Here is a 19,740-nt window from a genome sequence, read left to right on the forward strand (position 1 = left end):
GCATCGGGCGCATTCCGGCCCGCTGTTCTTCCAACGCTGCCGTGAACCATCGGAGGTAGAACCTTGGCCAGACGCAAGAACAACACAGGCAATTCGGAGGCGACCTCCGCCACCGTCGGCTACGAAGCCCAACTCTGGCAGATGGCCGATGCCCTGCGTGGCAGCATGGATGCCGCAGAGTACAAGCACGTCGTCCTGGGCCTCATCTTCCTCAAGTACATCTCCGATGCATTCGAGGAGCAGCACCGCAAGCTCGAGGTCGAGCGCACGCACGGCGCCGATCCCGAGGATCCCGACGAGTACCGCGCCGAGAACATCTTCTGGGTGCCGCCGGAGGCGCGCTGGGCGCACCTCAAGGCTCAGGCCAGGCAATCCACTATTGGCCAGCTCGTGGACGACGCGATGTCCGGCATCGAGCGTGACAATTCGGCGCTCAAGGGCGTGCTGCTCATGAACTACGCCCGCCCCGCGCTCGACAAGACGCGGCTCGGCCAGCTCATCGACATGATCAGCAACATCAAGGTCGGCGACGAGGCGAGCCGTGCTAAGGACGTGCTCGGTCGCGTCTACGAGTACTTCCTCTCGCAGTTCGCCAGCGCCGAAGGCAAGAAGGGCGGCGAGTTCTACACGCCGCGTTGCGTGGTCAAGCTGCTGGTCGAGATGCTCGAGCCCTACCGCGGCCGCGTCTACGATCCCTGCTGCGGCTCCTCGGGCATGTTCGTGCAGTCGGTGGACTTCATCCGCGCGCACGCGAGCGGCAATGGCAACGGTGGTAAGGCAAAAGCAAACATCTCGATCTACGGACAGGAGAGTAACTATACCACCTGGCGGCTCGCCAAGATGAACCTTGCGATCCGCGGCATCGAGGGCCAGATCGCGCACGGCGACTCCTTCCACAACGACCGCTTCCCGGACCTCAAGGCCGACTTCATCCTCGCCAATCCGCCGTTCAATGTCTCCGACTGGGGAGGTGAGCTCCTGCGCGACGACAAGCGCTGGAAGTACGGCGTGCCGCCTTCCGGCAACGCCAACTTCGCCTGGGTACAGCACATCGTGCACCATTTGGCACCCGCAGGTATCGCCGGATTTGTGCTGTCCAACGGATCGATGTCGTCCAACCAGTCGGGCGAGGGCGAGATCAGGAAGGCACTGGTCGAGGAGGGCTTGGTGGACTGCATGGTCGCGCTGCCGAGCCAGCTCTTCTACTCGACGCCGATCCCGGCCTGCCTCTGGTTCCTGGCGCGCGACCGGAAGAATGGCAAATTCCGCGATCGCCGGGGCCACGTGCTCTTCATCGACGCGCGCAAGCTCGGCCGCATGGTGGACCGCACCCACCGTGAACTGACTGGCGAAGACATCGCCCGTATCGCGAACACCTACCACGCCTGGAGAGGCGAGAACGATGCGGGCGAGTACGCCGACGTGCCCGGCTTCTGCAAGAGCGCCGCGCTCGATGAAGTGCGCAAGCACGGACACGTGATCACTCCCGGCCGCTACGTCGGCGCCGAGGCGCAGGAGAACGACGGCGAGCCGTTCGAGGAGAAGATGAATCGGCTCGTGGCGCAACTACGCCAGCAGCAGGCCGAGGCCGCAAGATTGGATGCAGCCATTGCCAAGAACCTGGAGGAACTGGGGTATGGCGAGTGAGTGGATTGAAACGAGTCTTGGACGATTGCTGTCCTTCGCAAACGGCCGCTCCAGTCCTGCTCTCGCCGAGGGGCTTCCGCACCCCGTTTACGGATCGAATGGCGTTATCGGCTACGCTAGCGAGGTGAACGCTCATGCGGGCTCGATCGTCATAGGTCGAGTTGGCAGCTATTGCGGTTCGCTGTATCTAAGCAAGCAGCGCTGCTGGGTCACTGACAATGCGATTCGCGCGGTCGCGCTCGACGACAACGATCCGAGGTTCCTTTTCTACTTGCTCGGCACACTCAACCTAAACAACTGGCGTGCCGGCTCTGGCCAGCCGTTGTTGAACCAAGACATCCTCAGCCATATTCCCGCAGCCGTTCCCAAGCCTCTGGAACAACGCGCCATCGCCCATATCCTCGGCACCCTCGACGACAAGATGGAGATGAACCGGCGGATGAGCGAGACGCTGGAGGCGATGGCGCGGGCGCTCTTCAAGTCGTGGTTCGTCGACTTCGAACCCGTCCGCGTCAAGATGGAGGGCCGATGGCGCCGCGGCGAGTCTCTGCCCGGCTTCCCCGACCACCTCTACGACCTCTTCCCCGACCGGCTAGTGGATTCAGAGGTCGGGGAGATTCCGGAGGGGTGGGAGGTGAGGCCTATCGGCGAGCTGGCGGATGTCGTTGGGGGGAGCACCCCAAAGACCGAGCGCCGCGAGTATTGGGAGGGCGGCACGCACCGCTGGGTCACGCCGAAGGACCTGTCTGCGCTTTCGGTGCCAGTGCTACTAGATACGGAACGAAAGATAACGGACGCCGGTCTCACCCAGATCAGCTCCGGTCTACTGCCGAAGGGCACGGTTCTTCTTTCGTCGCGTGCGCCTATAGGCTATCTCGCTATCGCCGAAGTGCCCGTATCAATCAACCAGGGTTTCATCGCGATGAAGCCACGCGACGGTATGTCGAACCAGTTCTTACTGCGTTGGGCTAGTGTGGCGCACGACGAGATCGTCAGCCACGCCAACGGCTCGACATTCCTGGAAATCAGCAAAGCCAATTTCCGGCCGATCCGGATCGTGGCTCCAAACAGGCTGGTCATGGAAACGTTCGATCGGCTGTCACAAGCGATGTTTCGCAGGGTCGTCGAGCATCAGCGCCAATCCCGCGCCCTCGCTGCCTTGCGTGACACGTTGCTGCCCAAGCTCATCTCCGGCGAGCTGCGGGTGAAGGATGCGGAGAAGTTTATCGCGGGGGTGACATGACGCGCATCACCCGCATATCCCGACTGCGCGGCGCTGGGGTTTTTCGGGATTTTGAATGGCCGGACACCTTGGCGGAATTCGGACGGTACAACCTCATCTATGGATGGAATGGAACCGGAAAGACCACGCTCAGCCGCGTGTTCCGCGCCCTCGAACTTCGCCAACCGTGGGCCATGGGAGAGGCCGTACTCCGGATGGACGGCGGCGATGTCCGAATCGGAGACCTCCCGCAGTCGACACTTGATATCCGGGTCTTCAACCGAGACTTCATCGACGAGAGCGTATTTCGTGCAGACGGAGGAGATCTTCTACCAATCTTTGTGGTCGGCAAGGAGAGCGTCGAGAAACAGAAAGAAGTAGTTCAGCGCAAGAGAGCACGCGAGACGAATGAGGAGGAACTCAGCAAAGCGCGCGAGAAAAAGCAGGAGGCAGAGAGGGCCTTTGACAGGTATTGCATTGGCCAGGCCAGGGTCATCAAGGACACGCTGCGAATCGCTGGGGGCGCGTACAACGACTATGATAAACGGGACTATAAGGAGAGGGCAGAGCAGATGGCGGCCGACAAGGACGCCGCTATGTACCGACTAAGCGACTCAGACCGCAACAAGCATTTGGCGCAGCACCGTGCGACTCAGAAGTCGACAGTGTTAGAGGTTGATTACCAACCTCCACACCTCCAAGACTTGACCGAGAAAGTTGGCACACTCCTAGGAACCACGGTCGCGTCGGCTGCCATCCAGCCATTGAAGGATGATCCCAACCTCGCGGAGTGGACCCGACAAGGGCTGGGGCTCCACAAGGAGCGCAAGTCGGACAAGTGCCTCTTTTGTGAGCAGTCGCTTCCGAAAGACCGTCTTGCCGAACTGGAGGCGCATTTCAACGCCGAGTATGGGCGGTTTCTGAAAACCATCGAGGAGCACATTCTGGCGTTGGAATCGGTTGTGAGCCAGGCGGCAGACGTGAAATTGCCCGATCGGGCCGAGCTGTACGATGGTTTGAGAGCTGAATTCGATAATGCGGAACAGGAGTTTCGGCAGGTGCTTGACACCGTACGAAAGTTCCTGGGGCAACTTATCGACGCATTGAAAGCTAAGCAAGTTCAACCTTTCCAAGCCTCAGTGTTTAGCGCACCAGTGCCGGCCGTCGGTGCTGCCGTCGTCCATCGTCTGAATGAGGTGATCCGCAAGCACAACCAGTTGTGCGCCAATTTCGACAGTGAAGTGAGAGCGTCGCGTGATCGCTTGGCTTGGGACATGGTCGCTGAGGGCCTGGACGAATTTGTTCAGATCCGGAATGAAGTTAACACAGCCACGGCCGCTATACCGCCAATCGAGAATGAAATCGCGCGACTAGATCAACAGATCGCACAGCTCGAACATGATATCAGTAAACACCAACGACCAGCAGAGGAACTCAATGAGGATTTGAAAAAGTATCTCGGTCACGGCGAACTGCAGCTGAGCATCAAGGAGACCGGCTACGCCGTCACGAGGAACGGCGTGCCGGCCTACATGCTGAGTGAAGGGGAGATGACAGCCATCGCGCTGCTTTACTTCCTCAAATCGCTGGAGGACCGAGGCTTTGACAAAGACAACGGCGTTGCAGTCCTTGACGATCCCGTGTCGAGCCTGGACGCAAACGCTCTCTATCTGGCGTTCGGTTTCATCCGGGAGCGCACCCGGGCTGTGGGGCAGCTATTCATCCTCACGCACAACTTCGCCTTTTTTCGGCAGGTGCGGAATTGGTTCGATTATCTCAACAAGCGCCGGAAAAGGGCAGATCTTCGCCAGCGCCCGGCTCAGTTCTATATGCTCGATCGAGTGTATGGGTCCAACCCAAGGTGCACGAGGCTCCAAACGCTGGATCCACTGCTCGTGCGGTACGAGTCCGAATATCACTACTTGTTCGCTTGTGTGCATCGCGCCGCCAATGCACCGGGCGAAACCGAGCTTGAGCGGAACTACGGTCTACCGAACGTTGCTCGGCGGCTGCTCGAAATGTTTCTGGCGTTCCGGCGCCCTCAGATCGCCGGAGGGCTTTGGGAGAAGCTCACAGACGTGAGCTTCGACGAGGTAAGGAGGGTCCGCATCTACCGCTTCGTCCAGACCCATTCCCACGGCGACACGGTCGGAGAACCCGGGCATGACCCGTCGTTGCTCGGCGAAGCGCGTGCAGTCTTGGGTGATCTCTTGGAGCTGATCAAGTCGGAGGATGCTCAGCATTTCACTGCAATGGTGGGTCTCGTCAGTAGCTCCCCAGCGGAGACGGATTCCGAGTGACTGCCTTCACCGAATCCACCGTCGAAGAAGCCTCCCTCGCGTGGCTGAAAGCCATCGGCTGGCGCATCGCTCATGGTCCCGAAATCGCGCCCGACACGTCGGCAGCCGAGCGGCGTAACTACGGCGAGGTGATGCTGGCGCAGCGTCTGCGCGATGCGCTCGCGCACCTCAACCCGGACCTTCCCGCCGAGGCGCTGGAGGACGCCTTCCGCAAGCTCACGCGGCCGGAGGGCGTGGAGCTGGTCCAGCGCAACCGTGCGCTGCACCGCCTACTGGTGGATGGCGTGACGGTCGAATACCGCACCAGCGAAGCTGCAATCCGCGGGGCGCAGGCGCGAGTGATCGACTTCGACGACCCCACCAACAATGACTGGCTTGCCATAAACCAGTTCACCGTGGTGGAGAACAGGCACGAGAGACGTCCGGACGTCGTGCTATTCGTCAACGGGCTACCACTCGCGGTGCTGGAGCTCAAGAACGCGGCGGACGAGGACGCGACCATCCGGACCGGCTTCCAGCAGCTCCAGACCTACCAGGCCGAGATCTCCTCGCTCTTCGCGACGAACGCAGTGCTGGTGGTCTCCGACGGCGTCGAGGCGCGTGTCGGCACGCTGAGTGCCGGCTACGAGTGGTTCAAGCCCTGGCGGACGATCTCGGGTGAGCAGCTCGCCGACTCGCACACGCCGCAGTTGCAGGTCGTGATCGAGGGCCTATTCGACAAGCGTCGCTTCCTTGATCTGGTATGCGATTTCATCGTCTTCGAAGAGGACGGCGGCGGGCGGCTCGTCAAGAAGATGGCGGGCTATCATCAGTTCCACGCCGTGCGCGTCGCAGTGGCCGAGACGCGGCGCGCGGCCGCGCTGGCGCGCGCGGATCGCGTCGCCGAGCCGGGCGCAGGCTACGAGGCCGGCCGCAAGTCCGGCGGCCAGCCGGGCGACCGGCGTATTGGTGTCGTGTGGCACACCCAGGGCTCGGGCAAGAGCCTAACAATGGCATTCTACGCCGGGCGCATCATCCGCGAGCCGACCATGGAGAATCCGACGATCGTCGTGCTCACCGACCGCAACGACCTCGACGACCAGCTCTTCGGCACCTTCTCGCGCTGCCAGGACCTTTTGCGTCAGGCCCCGGTGCAGGCGGAGAGCGGCGCGCACTTGCGACAACTGCTCTCGGTGCACGCGGGCGGCGTGGTGTTCACTACCATCCACAAGTTTTTTCCCGAGGAGAAGGGCGGCCGACACCCGACGCTCTCGGAGCGCCGTAACATCGTCGTGATCGCCGACGAGGCGCACCGCAGCCAGTACGACTTCATCGACGGGTTCGCGCGTCACATGCGGGACGCGCTGCCGCATGCCTCGTTCATCGGTTTCACCGGCACGCCGATCGAGCGGGCCGACGCGAACACGCGCGCGGTGTTCGGCGATTACATCAGCGTCTACGACATCCAGCGCGCGGTCGAGGACGGCGCCACGGTTCCCATCTACTACGAAAGCCGCCTGGCGAAGCTCGCGCTGGACGAAACCGAGCGGCCGAAGATCGACCCGAACTTTGAGGAGGCCACCGAGGGAGAGGAGGTGGAGCGCAAGGAGAAGCTCAAGACCAAGTGGGCACAGCTCGAGGCCATCGTCGGGACCGAGAAGCGCCTTGGACTCATTGCGCAGGACATCGTCAGACACTTCGAGGAACGTCTCGAAGCGCTGGACGGGAAGGCGATGATCGTTGGCATGAGCCGGCGCATCTGCGTGGAACTGTACCGCCAGCTGGTGAAGCTTCGGCCCGCATGGCACGACGAGGATGATGCCCGTGGCGCGATCAAAGTGGTGATGACGGGCTCGGCGTCGGACCCTCTGGACTGGCAGCCCCACATTCGCAACAAGCCGCGGCGCGAGGCTCTCGCGAATCGCTTCCGAGACCCTAACGACCCGTTTCGCATCGTGATCGTGCGCGACATGTGGCTGACCGGCTTCGACGCGCCGAGCCTGCAAACGATCTATCTGGACAAGCCGATGCGCGGCCACGGCCTGATGCAGGCGATTGCGCGCGTCAACCGGGTCTTTCGCGACAAGCGCGGAGGATTAGTCGTGGATTACTTAGGGCTTGCTCACGAGTTGAAGGCTGCGCTCGCGACCTACACGGAGAGCGGAGGGACGGGCCGCGCGGTGCTCAGCCAGGACGAGGCGGTCGTGGTCATGCGGGAGAAGTACGAGGTCTGCTGCAACCTCTTTCACGGTTTTGATTGGTCCAAGTGGAAAACCGGCACGGCGCAGGAGAGGCTGGCGCTGCTGCCGTGGGCGCAGGAGCACGTGCTCGCCCAGCAAAACGGTAAGGATCGTTTCATTCGTGCGGCGCGCGAGTTGTCGCAAGCCTTCGCACTCGCTGTCCCGCACGAGGAGACTCTCCGCATTCGTGACGACGTCTCGTTCTTCCAGGCCGTCCAGGCCGGCCTCGCGAAGGGAGTGCCCGGCGAGGCCCGGACCGAGGAGGAACTCGACCACGCGGTTCGCCAGATCATCTCCCGTGCCGTTGCGCCGGAGGGTATGCTGGACATCTTTGCCGCGGCGGGGCTTCAGAAACCGGACATGTCGATCCTCTCCGATAAGTTCCTCGACGAGGTGCGCGGCATGCCGCAGCGCAACCTCGCAATCGACCTGCTGCAAAAACTGCTCAAGGGGGAGATCAGCATCCGCCGCGGCAAGAACGTCGTCCAGGCCCGATCCTTCGCCGAGATGCTGGAGCAGACCATCCGCCGGTATCAGAACCGTGCGATCGAGGCGGCGCAGGTGATCGAGGAGCTGATCGAGCTCGCGAAGGAGATGCGGCAAGCGAACGCCCGAGGCGAGGAGCTGGGCCTGTCCGAAGACGAGCTGGCTTTCTACGACGCGCTTGAGACCAACGACAGCGCCGTCAAGGTGCTTGGGGACGAGACGTTGCGAACGATTGCCCGCGAACTCGTCGAGACGGTACGCAACAACGTGACGATCGACTGGACCCTGCGCGAGAACGTCCGTGCCCAACTGCGCGTGCTGGTCAAGCGCATCCTCCGCAAGCACGGCTACCCGCCCGACAAGCAGGAAAAGGCCACGCAGACGGTTCTAGAGCAGGCTGCGCAGCTCTCAGCAGAATGGGCGATGGCGTGAAGTGGGCACCTGCTGCGGCCTCGGCTGCGACTGGCGCGAGGCTTGGAAGACAGGATAGGCGGTAGGTGCTGGGGTTCGCATGATTCCCTTCTAGCAAATCGCCGTCCACTGCGGGTCGGGCGTGCGGTGCTGCGCGAGGGGATCGAAGTATTCCTGATGGATGGCATGATGAATAGCGCTCAGGTCCTTTTGCGCCTGGTCCAGATCCTCATGGAGGGGGGCCGGGCTGAGGTCGTCGAGACGCAGGGCGTCGAGCCGTTTGCGCGCCCGCCGCACCGTATCCAGGGGGCCGTCCGAGTTGGGGAGCAGGGCCAGGGCAACTTCCATTTCGCTCAGACAGTGTTTGACGGTGCGGGGAAATCGGTCGTTTTTGAGGAGAAAATCGACCACTTGGTTGCTGCACACCTGCGCCGAAATATGGTGGCGGTAGATCTCGAAGGCGCTCATGGCGCGCAGGACGCCGATCCAGAGACTTTCGCCCACGGCTTCGCGCAGGCTGTCATGCTGGGGGAGGATGACGGCGGTAGTGACATCGACGATGCGGGTGGTCATGTCGGCACGGTCCATGTTGCTCCCTAGTTTGACGAACTGATCGGCCGTATCCTGGCTCATACTGCCCAGCAGGAGCCCGGCCAGGGCGTGACGCTGGGCGATGAGTTCGTTCAGAAAGGCGTAACGATCATGGCGGTTGGCGGCGGCGCTGGCATGATCACGCCCGAAGAGAAAGAGGGCATGGATGCGCTCCCAGAACTCGGCGGGCAGCACGTCGCGGAAGGTGCGGCTGTTTTCCCGCGCCTGATGGATACAGGAGAGCACGGCGCCGGGGTTGCGCTCGTCGGCAATGAGGAAACGCATGATGCGGGTTTCTTCCGGGGGGCCGCAATGTTTCCGGTAGAGTTCGCCGACTCCTGCGACCTGCAGGAGGATCTCCCAGCCGAATCGGGCACCGGGCGGGAGGTCCAGCAGGAGCAGGGTGGTTGCATTGATGAGGCGCGCCATGTTCTCGGTCCTCTCCAGATAGCGGGCCATCCAGTAGAGGTTTTCTGCTACCCGAGAGAGCATGGGGTCTCCTCCCGATCGACGATCCAGGTGTCCTTGCTGCCGCCGCCCTGGGAGCTGTTGACCACCAGCGAGCCCGGCTGCATGGCTACCCGTGTGAGGCCGCCTGTGGTGACGTGCAGTTGATCCGACTGCAGGATGAAGGGCCGCAGGTCGAGGTGGCGGGGTTCCAGATGATCTCCCACCAGGGTGGGGGAGGTGGAGAGGGCGAGGGTGGGTTGGGCGATGTAGTTGCGTGGATCGGCACGGATGAGTTCGGCAAAGCGGGCCCGTTCCTCGGGGGTGGCTCGTGGCCCGATGAGGATGCCGTAGCCGCCGGATTCATTGGCGGGCTTAACCACCAGTTCCGCGAGGTGGGCGAGGACATAGTCGCGGTCCGCTGCGCGCATGCACAGGTAGGTGGGCACGTTGGGCAGGATCGGTGCTTCGCCCAGATAATAGCGGATGATCTCCGGCACGAAGGCATAGACTACCTTGTCATCGGCGACGCCGGCGCCGGGCGCGTTGGCAATGGCCACCGTACCCTTGCGCCAGGCGGTCATCAGGCCCGGTACGCCGAGCACCGATTTCGGGTTGCAGACTTCGGGGTCGAGGTATTCGTAGTCAATGCGCCGGTAGATGACATCCACCCGCTTGGGGCCGGCGATGGTCTTGAGGTAGACGATGTCATCCGGACCAACGAAGAGGTCCGGGCCTTCCGCCAGATAGGACCCCGTCTGCTGGGCGAGGTAGCTATGTTCAAAGTAGGCGGAGTTGTAAATGCCGGGGGTCAGCACCACCACTACGGGGCGCTCCCCGGTTCGGGGGGAGAGGGCGGACAAGGTATCGTAGAGGCGGCTGGGATAGTCATCCACGGGCAAGACCCTGCAGTTCTGGAAGAGTTCCGGAAAGAGGCGCTTCATGATTCGACGGTTTTCGAGCATGTAGGAGACCCCCGAGGGCACCCGCAGATTGTCCTCCAGGACATAGACGGTGCCATCCTGGTCGCGCACAAGGTCGCTTCCGCAAATGTGGGCCCAGACGTCAAAGGGCGGGTGGATGCCCACACAGACTGGACGGAAATGGTGCGACCCCTCCAGCACCTCGCACGGAAAGACGCCGTCGCGAATGATCCGCTGGGCGCTGTAGAGGTCGTCGATGAAGAGATTCAGGGCGCGCAGGCGCTGCTTCAGGCCCGCCTCGATCCGCTCCCATTCCCGTCGGGAAAGGATGCGCGGGATGATGTCCAAAGGCCAGGCGCGGTCGATGTTGCCCGCTTCCGTATAGACCGTGAAGGTGATGCCCATGGCCAGGATCGCGGCCTCGGCCTCCTGGCGGCGGGCGGCGAGGGCGCTTGGGTCGAGACGGAGCAAGTGAGCGAAGAGGGCCTTGGCCGCGAGCCGGGGCTGTTGCTGGGCATCGATGAGCTCGTCATAGGCCGATTGCTCTCCATAGCGCTCAGAAAGCAGGCTCATCCTCCTCCTGTGCGTAACGGGTGCCTATTCGCCACGCCTTGTGCGTTGATCGGCATGAGGGGATGACACTAGGCTGCGCCCCTGCCACACCACCGACCTGCGGGTCCGCACCCGGCGGTTCGAGAAGTTGAGGTCATGCGAGTCGAGGGAAACCAAGGGCGTCATGGTTGACCCGATCAAAGAGCTTCTCCAGAACAACGTCAATGAAGCAATCACGATGCCAAGGGAAGCGGTAGGCCTCGCCCGGCTCCCGCCTCGGCCTGATGCCCCGGCTTCGAGCAAATTCCGGATGCGGACGATGCCGCTACCGTGGCAACGCACCACCCAGGCGCAGATCCAATATCGCCGGGTAATCGGCATTGGTCTCTACGGGTGGCGCATCCATCGCACCGGAGTGGCTTCCCTCCGGAACGAAGCTCCCCGCTACGGGCCCCCTGGCCCACATCACCGGCGGTGGCGTGTAGGGTCCCGGGGTATGCCCGATCTGCTCGAAGCGGCTTTGGCGGCGCGCTTCGGCCTCCCAGGCGTTCACCGGATATTGCTCGGAATTGCGTCCGCCGGGATGCATGACATGCAGGGTGCAACCCCCGATGGAGCGGCCATTCCAGGTGTCGATGAGATCGAAGACCAGCGGGGAATGTACCGGAATGGTGGGGTGCAAGGCCGAAGGCGGCTGCCAGGCCCGATAGCGCACTCCTGCCACCTCCCGGTCGGGAGTGCCGGTCTTGCGCAGGGGGATGCGCCGACCATTGCAGGCCAGCACATGGCGTGTGTCGCTCATGCCGCTGAGCAGAACCTGCAGACGCTCCACCGAGGAGTCGACATAGCGGGCCGTGCCCTGACCCGTCACCTCCTCCCCCAGCACATGCCATGGCTCGATGGCCGCGCGCAGTTCGATGCCGATGTCCCCGAGCTGAACCTGCCCGTAAACAGGGAAACGGAACTCCAGAAAGGGTTCAAACCAGGCTAGGTCGAAAGGGAGGTCGTGGGCCTGGAGATCCAGCAGGATCTCACGCAGATCCTCCCAGAGATAATGCGGGAGCAGAAAGCGGTCATGCAACTCGGTGCCCCAGCGCATCAGGGCGTGGCGATAGGGATGTTCCCAGAAGCGAAGCAGCAGGGCTCGCACCAGGAGCTGCTGGACCAGACTCATGCGCGCATGGGGCGGCATCTCGAAAGCGCGCAGTTCCACGAGACCCTGGCGGCCGGCCGGGCCGCTGGGGGAGAAGAGCTTGTCGATGCAGATTTCCGCGCGGTGGGTGTTGCCGGTCACATCCACCAGCAGGTTGCGGAAGAGGCGATCCACCAGCCATGGCTGGTGCGCTTCGCCCGGCGGAATCTGGCTAAAGGCGATTTCCAGCTCGTAGAGGGCCTCGTGGCGGCCTTCGTCCACGCGCGGTGCCTGGCTGGTCGGGCCGACAAAGAGACCGCTGAAGAAGTAGGAGAGGGCGGGATGGTGTTGCCAGTAGGTGATGAGGCTCTGCAGCAGGTCGGGACGGCGCAGGAAGGGGCTGTCTGCGGGAGTGTTGCCGCTTAGGGTGATATGGTTGCCGCCGCCGGTGCCCGTATGGCGACCGTCCAGCATGAACTTCTCGGCCCCGAGACGGGACTGCCGCGCGGCCTCGTAAAGGCCCTCGGTATGGGCCACCAACTCCTCCCAGGACTGGGAGGGATGGATATTGACCTCGATGACTCCGGGATCCGGGGTGACCTGGAGTTTTTCCAGGCGCGTGTCGCGGGGCGGCGGGTAGCCCTCCAGCACCACCGGCAGGCCCAGGTGCGCTGCCGTGGCCTCGATGGCGGCGATGAGGTCCAGGGCATGTTCCAGGCGTTCCAGCGGTGGCAGAAAGACGTAGAGACCGCCGCCACGGGGCTCGATGGCCAAGGCGGTGTGAGGGATCTGGCGAGGGGCAACGTCGGCATCCGCAGGGGCCTGCGTCTTTTCGGCAGCAGCGGGCGAGGGCACGGGGCGGTTGTAGCGCGCCGCCACCTCGCCCTGGATATCGGCCAGCGGCATGTGCGTCGCAAAGGGGTCCACCTCCGGACGTATTTCCCGGTCTTCCTCGGCGACCCAGGGTAGGGCATCGAGGGGTAGACGCAGGCCCAGGGGCGAATCGCCGGGAATGAGGATGAGTCGGCCGCGGCGAAAGGTCCATGCCGTCGAGCGCCAGGTTTCCCGTGTTTCATCCCAGGCCAGGGGCAGAACGAAGCCGACGGGCTGGTTCAAGCCGCGGGAGAGTTTTTCGGCGAGGGAACGGCGTTCTCGGGCATCGTCCAGCCGCAGCTGCGCCAGATCGAGGTTGACGGGTAGCTCCGCCTCCTGTTGCAGATAATGGAGCGCATCTTCATAGGCCGGCAGAACAAACTGCTCTGCCACACCAAGATAACGGGCGAGGGTGCCGGCAAAGCGCTGCGCGTCCGACAGCGTCCGACCCGAGTCGCTGCCCGCGATCGCGAGGAGACCGGCATCCCTCCACACGGGTACCCGGTCCTTGCGCCAGTAGAGTCCCAGGGCCCAGCGTGGGAGGGGTTCGCCGGGGTACCACTTGCCTTCGCCGCTATGCAGGAGAGAACCGGGGGCAAATTCCTGCTGCAGCTTGCGCACCAGAATTTCCGCCCGTTCCCGCTTTTGCTCGCCGAGGGCAGCATTGTTCCATTCCGGGGTATCCCGGGCATCCACCGCAACAAAGGTGGGCTCGCCGCCCATGGTCAGGCGGACATCCCCGGCAGCGAGGCGCGCCTCCACCCACTGGCCGAGGTCCATGATGGCCGCCCACTGGCGGTCGCTGTAAGGCTTGGTGACGCGTGGAGTTTCCCGGATGCGGGTCACGGTATTGTGAAAGGTGAACGTCACCTCGCAGGGATCGGTAGCCCCGACGATGGGCGCGGCCGTGCTCGGTTGCGGGGTGCAGGCCAACGGGATGTGTCCTTCGCCGGCAAAGAGCCCCGAAGTGGGATCCAGCCCGATCCAGCCTGCGCCCGGCAGATAGACTTCGGCCCAGGCGTGGAGGTCGGTAAAATCCTGTGCGGGACCTGCCGGGCCTTCCAGGGGCTTCTCATCGGCTGCGAGTTGAACCAGATAGCCGGAGACAAAGCGGGCCGCCAGGCCCAGGTGGCGGAGGATCTGGACCAGTAGCCATCCGGTATCGCGGCAGGAGCCCAGATGGGAGGCCAGGGTCTCCTCGCAGCTCTGTACGCCAGGCTCCATGCGCACGCTATAGTCAATGGTCTTCTGCAACCGTCGATTGAGGGCCACGAGAAAGAGCACGGTGTTTCGCTCTTGCCGCTCGATGCCATGGAGGAAGGTTTGCAGCAAGGGCCCGGCCGTTTCGCATTCCAGGTACGGCGCCAGTTCCTTGGCAAGGGCCGCCGGGTAACGGAAGGGCCAGCGTTCGGCGCTCTCTTCGACAAAGAAATCAAAGGGATCAAGAACCGTCAGATCGGCAATGACCTCCACATCCACGAGCAGCGACCGGGCGCGTTCCTGGAACACCAAGCGCGCCAGATGATTGGCGAACGGATCTTGTTGCCAATTAAGAAAATGTTGCTCCGGAGCGACCTTGAGACTGTAGGCGAGGATGGGGGTGCGGCAATGGGGCGCCGGGCGGAGGCGCAGGATATGAGGATAAATCGTTACGAGACGATCGAAGTGATATTCGGTCCGATGGCGAATGGCAACGTGAATACCCATGGGAATCCCTCCTGGTGTTCATGCACCTAAGTTAACGGGAAGGATAAAGGGGGCATATCTTCCCTTCATCCCTCTGGCCTTCCCAAGGAAAGGGCGGCAGGCGGTTCAATGCCTGCCAGAGTCCTTCGTTCCAGCGTTTACCCATGGAACGCGGAAAGGGATCCTCCTCGCTCAAGGATAGCCGCTGTCCTTTCTCGAGGGTGCCGGTGCGGTAGAGGAACGTCGCTTCAAGGCCGCTGCCGCCGATCTCAAGCGCTGCCTGATTGCGTTCTATTTGGGCGTCGACCAGCCCGATATCATCCGGCGCCTCCCGCATGGATTGCACGCTGAGGAGGTTGGGATCGGCGCCCAACTCCCCATCGTTGCGCAGGCGCATGATCACGCCCTGGGTGGTGGCCGGATTCCCTGACGAGAGGAGACAGAGCATGTAGTTTCCCGACCAAAGGAAGCTATGCATTTTAGAGTAGGCGCTCACATTATCGGTGCCCGCATGGGTGCACGAGTCCAAACAGAGAATCAAACCACAGTTCACAGGAATGGCGAGGCAATAAGTCATGATGAACTGCTCCCTAAAAGTCCGACCAGTGATGAAGCGAAGAAAGAAGCCGCTCGAATGAGCGACAGGACAAGCAAACGGACGCGCCAAGGGCACAGCGTGGAGTTCAAGGTCAAATGGTCGTTGTGGCATTGCGTGAGAACAGGACGCTCAACCAATGGAGCACGAGGTTTGGGGGGCGTACCGGATGACGGAGGCACTGCGGCGCGAAGAAGGAACCGTGAAACCCATGCCGGTGCGGCGTTTGTTGCGGCAAATAGGGTCGCTGGCAGTCGATCCGAAGCCGCGATTGAGTCTGCCCGCATTCGGTCAAAGCACCTTTCCGTATTTGCGGCGCGGGCTGTCGGTCAAGAGACCGCATCAGGTTCGGACGATTGACAGAACGAATGGGTCACTGCGTGGCAGCTTTACGTCCTTGGTAGCGCTGCTCGAATCGTTCAGCTGCTACGTGCTGGCCTGGAAACCGGAGCCGAGCCCGATCGTCCATGGAGCAAAACTGCCTTGGGCACACCGATCCGCTTCCCCAGCCTGCCAGTCTTACCAGCGTTCTCCTGCGGCTGGAGACAGGCGGTTGACCTCCATCCGTCATGCCTTCCGGCCTAATGTGGAACCGAAGAGGGAGAGCGAGCATGGAAATGCGGCAAAAGAAGGCGCGTCCCCTGATCCGCTAGGGAGATGCGGCTTGCGCAGGAAGGGCGCGGTCTACTCGATCCGAAGGCGGGGCGATATCATTCGGCGACGAATGCGGCGGGACAGCGCGGGACCATTGGATCGCTGCGTAGTAAACGACGCCTGTATAGCGTATGCGGTATTCTGGAAGGTCTCCCGAGGTTGTCGTATCTCTACCCATCTCAAGCTGATCGGGGTCCAGCAACATCAGGGCATTCGCGCCGACTTTCTTGGCGAGAGCCACGGCCCTCGTTCTCGGCGAGATGAACGTACCCTTGCGGGCAAAAATCAATCCGACGATCACGTAAGGCTTGGCGGGGGGAGTGGTGTAGATCGCCATCCCTTTTACCTCGCTGTGGGTACCGGAACCTACGTTACCCACCGTGGGGTGTTCGAGAGGTTGCCAGATTACTGCTAGAGCGGCTGCTCTCGGCGGTCCTACCGCAACCACGACACAGGCAATCGAGAGGGCAAGGGCGGCTCGTTTTATTAAGCCCATCAATCCGGCTCGCCTCAATCGCCCGATGAGGATCGGGCCATGAATCGGGGCAAGTTCTCTTTTCGACATTCGGAATTCCGGAGGAAGGCCTTTCTCTTTTTTGGGTGCTTCCGGCAACTGCCGGCAACAAACGGGTTCGATGAATCCTTCCTCTTGGTGGGTTCGAAAGGATTGGCACCTCCACAGGTTGCCTTGCTCGAACCTAAATCGAGCAGGTCCGGCAGTCCACGCCAAATTCCTTCAACCCCTTCCAGCGATTGCGAAAACCAAGCTTCATCCTAGGATCCGCCAGAGCGCGGACACGTTGGACACAAGCGGGAGCCCGAAAGCAGAAAGAGCGAGGAGAAGGCGAAGGAGTGGAAGAGTAGCGTGCCGGGCGTTGCGACTGCTCACCGCAGATTGCCTATTTTTAGCGCCGACTTGCGTGGGAAGGTATCATTGGGAGATGACAGGTCCTCTTGCGGTGCTGAGCTCGCTCCTTTTCCTCGGCGTTCTCGCGCCTGGCCTGGGTGCCGCAGAACCGCCCCATCCCGAGGCCTCCTCTTCCGAAAAGACGTCGCTTGCTGCAGATCGCGAGGCCATCCTGGCAATGGCGGGAGAGTGGAGGGTGGTCTACCGGTTCGAGGAGATCCTGTCCTGGAAGCCCGGCTATCTCCTCCGTCCTCCGTACAAGATCCGGGGATTCGAAGCGGTGGTCCTCCTCGAAGATAAGGGCGGGCACATCGCTCTCCAGCACCTGCTGGTAGGCGCCAAGGGAGAGGTAACCAAGCATTGGCGGCAGGATTGGGACTACCAGAGGAGTGTATTCTGGGAATATGCGGGCCAGGGGAGATGGCGCTCCCGCGATTTGGACCCCAAGGAGGTCGAAGGGAGCTGGACCCAGACGGTCTGGAATGTGGATGACGCGCCCCGGTATGCGGGCTACGGACGGTGGCGCCATGAACGAGGGGTTTCGGAATGGGTCTCTCATCCCTTACGGCGTCCGCTTCCCCGGCGGGAGATCACCCGAAGAAAAGATTACGGTCTCCTGCGGTCGGTCATGCATCAGATCGTCTTCGGAGACGGGTGGATCCTGGAAGAGGAGAACGACAAGGTGCGCCGGGGAGAACGCGAGGAATCGGTGTTAGCGCGGGAGATCGGGGTCATTGCCTACGACAAGGGAAGTGGCGCCGACTTTCCCGCCGCAGGTCGCTACCTCCAAAAGACCGGTCCCTTTTGGAAGGTTGTCCGTTCCGCTTGGAATCGGATTCTCGAGCAGAATCGGGAGATCGGCTACAAGGGAAAGCAGGATGCCAAGGAACTCGCGGAAAGTCTCTTCGAGGCCGCGGAGAAGTTCGATCCGGCAAAGGAGAGCGAAGAGCAGGCGTGGAAAGAAATCCTCGGGCTCATCGGGGAGCACTGTTTCTTCCTGCCCAAGGAGACGTCAGAATCGGGCCGCTAAGCGGCCGGAAAGGATCCGTTCCCGCGGATTGACCGTCGAGGAGTTTTATACTCCGGCCGGCGGTATGACCACGACGAAGCCGCTCCGGCTGCTTCCGGTCGGAACAAGGGTTGCCGGGCGGGGTTTTACTCCTTGGCCACTGTGCGGCAGGCCGCTACTCGCGGCCATGCGGCGTTTAGGCGGTGGACGCGCTTCTCAAGCTTCTCCCGTGCTCTTTCGCCCGCGTTGCTGCTCGGTGCAGAGACACCGCGGCAGGATCGCCGGCTTTCTTCCCTGCATCCGTTCCCAGGAATTCGGGTGGCACGTCCTCTCGTCTCTTCCTGCGTGGACACGCCTGCCGTCGATTTCCTATGATCGGGATGGACGTGGCAACCCAGGACCGGCACATAGCGTTACGGGCAATCCGGGCCGGACAGGCCCGCACACCCGTTTTTACCCAGGGAGGGAATCATGAGGCAAAACCCATTGCCGACAGGTCTTTTTCATTGGCGCTCGGCTTACGGCGTGCCCGAAACGGTGCGGCGGTTGAAAGGTGCCCTCGCGGTCCGGGGTCTTACCATCTTCGCCCATTTCGATCATAGTCGCGCGGCGCAAGAGGTCGGATTCCAGATGCCGCCCACGGAAGTCCTCGTTTTCGGCAACCCGAAAGGCGGCACGCCGCTGATGCTCGCAGCCCCCACGCTGGCCATCGACCTGCCCAGCAAGATTCTGATCCGCGAGGGGGAGGGCGGGGCCGCCGAGGTTTTTTTCAATACCATGGCGTACCTGAAGGAACGCCACGGCTTGATCGATATGGATCAAGAGGTGGTTGCCTTCGATCAAAAGGTAATCGAAATCATTCGGTCATCCCTAGGTTGACCCACGGCACAATGGGCCCATAGCGGGGGAAGTTGTTCCCGCCGCTATCTCCTCTTCCGCAGGTTTCTGACCATTTTGTGGATAGATCCATGACTTTTGCGCAGTCTACCGGGCGATGGATGGGCTCAATGGTTGCTGGAGCGGGACCAAGAAGAAGCTTTACCGGGAGGCCCAACCAGACGGAGCGAGCTTGGTGACTCTCAGACGCCGGCTGGGGATCCGGGAGGCAGTCTTCGTCTTCGACGGCGGGATGAAGAGCCGGTGGAACCTGGAGATGCTCACCGGGATGGAACTGGAGCGCCCGGCCGATCCGGCTGCCAAGCTCGACTGGGTCCGCCCCCCTTGCGCTTTGCCTTGGCGATCTGGCGCAGCTCTTCGCCTTGGGCGGTGCGGCTATGCCGCCGCTCTCGATCGCGGATCGCACGCCACTTCCGTCCTGCAATGCCGTAGCGAACCCATTGGCGCTCGATCTTCATCACCCCGGGTCCGATCCGTTATGCTAGCGCCGATACCCATCCTTCCGGTGACCAATGCGGATAACGAGAATGCGTAAAGCGCCGTCTTCGATGCTCGCGATGATGCGATAGTCGCCTACGCGGTATTTCCAGAACTCGCCCAGCCTAGCGCCTTTGAGGGCTTCGCCCAGGCTGCGCGGGTCGTCGATCTGGGCCAGCCGCCCATGCAGGAAAGCGAGGATGCGACGCGCGCTTGTCCGATCGATCTTGTCCAGCTCGCGCTCAGCGGCTGGATCCAGTTCAACCTTCCATGCCATAGCGCCGCATCACTTCTTCGATGGGCACGGTTTGTGTCTTGCCCGCACGAATGTCGATCAGCCGCTGCTCCGCGAGATACAAATCTTCGAGATCATCCAAATGCTCGAGAATGGCTTCGCGGGCGTAGAAAGTCTTGGTGCGCCCAGTAGCTCTCGCGAGCGCCGCCAGGCGCTTTTCCACTTCGGCAGGCAGTCGGATGGCAAGCATGTCTGGTTTCCTGCGTATCGCTATACAAGTATAGCTAGCCTTCACTTGGATGCAAATGGTGCATGCAAATAAGAGGCCGTCTGCTGTGGAACACGGTCTATTTAGAGCAGGCTACGTGTCAGGTCCTGGATGATTACGTACTGTTTTTTGGAAGAGCTGCGGATGGGATTGTTGTCATGTTTTTAGGGCCTGAAGTGGGGTTTGGTGATTGAGCGATTTTTGAGGGA

At 62.0% G+C, this 19,740-nt stretch carries 13 protein-coding genes and 3 pseudogenes; 7 read left to right on the top strand and 9 right to left on the bottom strand.

Features of this window, described 5'->3' with window-relative positions; all coding sequences use genetic code 11:
- The first annotated feature begins 63 nt into the window (after window positions 1–63).
- The 4 genes from MAMT_RS10515 to MAMT_RS10530 are packed head-to-tail and all read left to right on the top strand — an operon-like array spanning window position 64 to window position 8,306.
- On the top strand, window positions 64–1,647 hold the full coding sequence (locus MAMT_RS10515; RefSeq protein WP_142660984.1) for a class I SAM-dependent DNA methyltransferase: 1,584 nt from the start codon (window positions 64–66) through the stop codon (window positions 1,645–1,647).
- On the top strand, window positions 1,637–2,890 hold the full coding sequence (locus MAMT_RS10520) for a restriction endonuclease subunit S (RefSeq protein WP_142660985.1): 1,254 nt from the start codon (window positions 1,637–1,639) through the stop codon (window positions 2,888–2,890). The genes MAMT_RS10515 and MAMT_RS10520 overlap by 11 nt, the downstream gene beginning before the upstream one ends.
- Window positions 2,887–5,169 (top strand): AAA family ATPase, encoded by a 2,283-nt coding sequence (locus tag MAMT_RS10525; RefSeq protein ID WP_142660986.1) that lies wholly within the window; start codon window positions 2,887–2,889, stop codon window positions 5,167–5,169. Before MAMT_RS10520 ends, MAMT_RS10525 begins: the two co-directional genes overlap by 4 nt.
- Window positions 5,166–8,306 carry a type I restriction endonuclease subunit R gene (locus tag MAMT_RS10530; RefSeq protein ID WP_142660987.1) on the top strand — a complete coding sequence of 1,047 codons (3,141 nt, stop codon included), beginning with the start codon at window positions 5,166–5,168 and terminating at the stop codon, window positions 8,304–8,306. The genes MAMT_RS10525 and MAMT_RS10530 overlap by 4 nt, the downstream gene beginning before the upstream one ends.
- A 90-nt stretch (window positions 8,307–8,396) precedes the next feature.
- Here the strand turns inward: MAMT_RS10530 and MAMT_RS10535 are convergent, their stop codons facing one another.
- The 5 genes from MAMT_RS10535 to MAMT_RS10555 all read right to left on the bottom strand — a co-directional run bounded on the left by MAMT_RS10535 (window position 8,397) and on the right by MAMT_RS10555 (window position 16,303).
- Window positions 8,397–9,368, bottom strand: coding sequence for an alpha-E domain-containing protein (locus tag MAMT_RS10535; protein WP_142660988.1), 972 nt, complete (start codon window positions 9,366–9,368; stop codon window positions 8,397–8,399).
- A complete protein-coding gene (locus tag MAMT_RS10540) occupies window positions 9,353–10,819 on the bottom strand; it encodes a circularly permuted type 2 ATP-grasp protein (RefSeq protein WP_142660989.1) in 1,467 nt (488 codons plus the stop codon). The genes MAMT_RS10535 and MAMT_RS10540 overlap by 16 nt, the downstream gene beginning before the upstream one ends.
- Window positions 10,820–11,123: 304 nt before the next feature.
- A complete protein-coding gene (locus MAMT_RS10545) occupies window positions 11,124–14,510 on the bottom strand; it encodes a transglutaminase family protein (RefSeq protein WP_142660990.1) in 3,387 nt (1,128 codons plus the stop codon).
- Window positions 14,511–14,541: 31 nt separating this feature from the next.
- Window positions 14,542–15,066, bottom strand: coding sequence for an Ntn hydrolase family protein (locus tag MAMT_RS10550; protein ID WP_142660991.1), 525 nt, complete (start codon window positions 15,064–15,066; stop codon window positions 14,542–14,544).
- Window positions 15,067–15,733: 667 nt separating this feature from the next.
- Entirely contained in the window at window positions 15,734–16,303 is a 570-nt protein-coding gene (locus MAMT_RS10555; RefSeq protein ID WP_142660992.1) for a hypothetical protein, read from the bottom strand.
- A 376-nt stretch (window positions 16,304–16,679) separates the two neighbouring features.
- Here MAMT_RS10555 and MAMT_RS10560 point away from each other — a divergent pair, with 376 nt between their 5' ends.
- From MAMT_RS10560 to MAMT_RS12025, 3 genes and pseudogenes are all read left to right on the top strand, one after another.
- The gene (locus tag MAMT_RS10560; RefSeq protein ID WP_142660993.1) at window positions 16,680–17,675 is read left to right on the top strand and encodes a DUF6607 family protein; all 996 of its coding nucleotides are present in this window, start codon (window positions 16,680–16,682) and stop codon (window positions 17,673–17,675) included.
- A gap of 450 nt (window positions 17,676–18,125) precedes the next feature.
- Window positions 18,126–18,533 carry a DUF302 domain-containing protein gene (locus MAMT_RS10565; protein WP_246186656.1) on the top strand — a complete coding sequence of 136 codons (408 nt, stop codon included), beginning with the start codon at window positions 18,126–18,128 and terminating at the stop codon, window positions 18,531–18,533.
- A gap of 103 nt (window positions 18,534–18,636) precedes the next feature.
- Window positions 18,637–18,831, top strand: a pseudogene (locus MAMT_RS12025) (IS1634 family transposase); the annotation flags it as partial.
- Here the strand turns inward: MAMT_RS12025 and MAMT_RS10575 are convergent.
- The 4 genes and pseudogenes from MAMT_RS10575 to MAMT_RS12030 all read right to left on the bottom strand — a co-directional run.
- A pseudogene (locus tag MAMT_RS10575) lies at window positions 18,826–19,031 on the bottom strand (IS1634 family transposase); the annotation flags it as partial. The pseudogenes MAMT_RS12025 and MAMT_RS10575 sit on opposite strands and share 6 nt — an antisense overlap.
- Before the next feature lies 1 nt (window position 19,032).
- Window positions 19,033–19,305: a type II toxin-antitoxin system RelE family toxin gene (locus MAMT_RS10580; RefSeq protein WP_142660994.1), complete on the bottom strand. Its 273-nt coding sequence runs from the start codon at window positions 19,303–19,305 to the stop codon at window positions 19,033–19,035.
- Entirely contained in the window at window positions 19,289–19,513 is a 225-nt protein-coding gene (gene relB, locus MAMT_RS10585) for a type II toxin-antitoxin system RelB family antitoxin (protein WP_142660995.1), read from the bottom strand. The genes MAMT_RS10580 and relB overlap by 17 nt, the downstream gene beginning before the upstream one ends.
- 111 nt (window positions 19,514–19,624) lie before the next feature.
- Window positions 19,625–19,740 (bottom strand): annotated as a pseudogene (locus MAMT_RS12030) (IS481 family transposase); the annotation flags it as partial.

The organism is Methylacidimicrobium tartarophylax, assembly GCF_902143375.2.
Classification (GTDB): domain Bacteria; phylum Verrucomicrobiota; class Verrucomicrobiia; order Methylacidiphilales; family Methylacidiphilaceae; genus Methylacidimicrobium; species Methylacidimicrobium tartarophylax.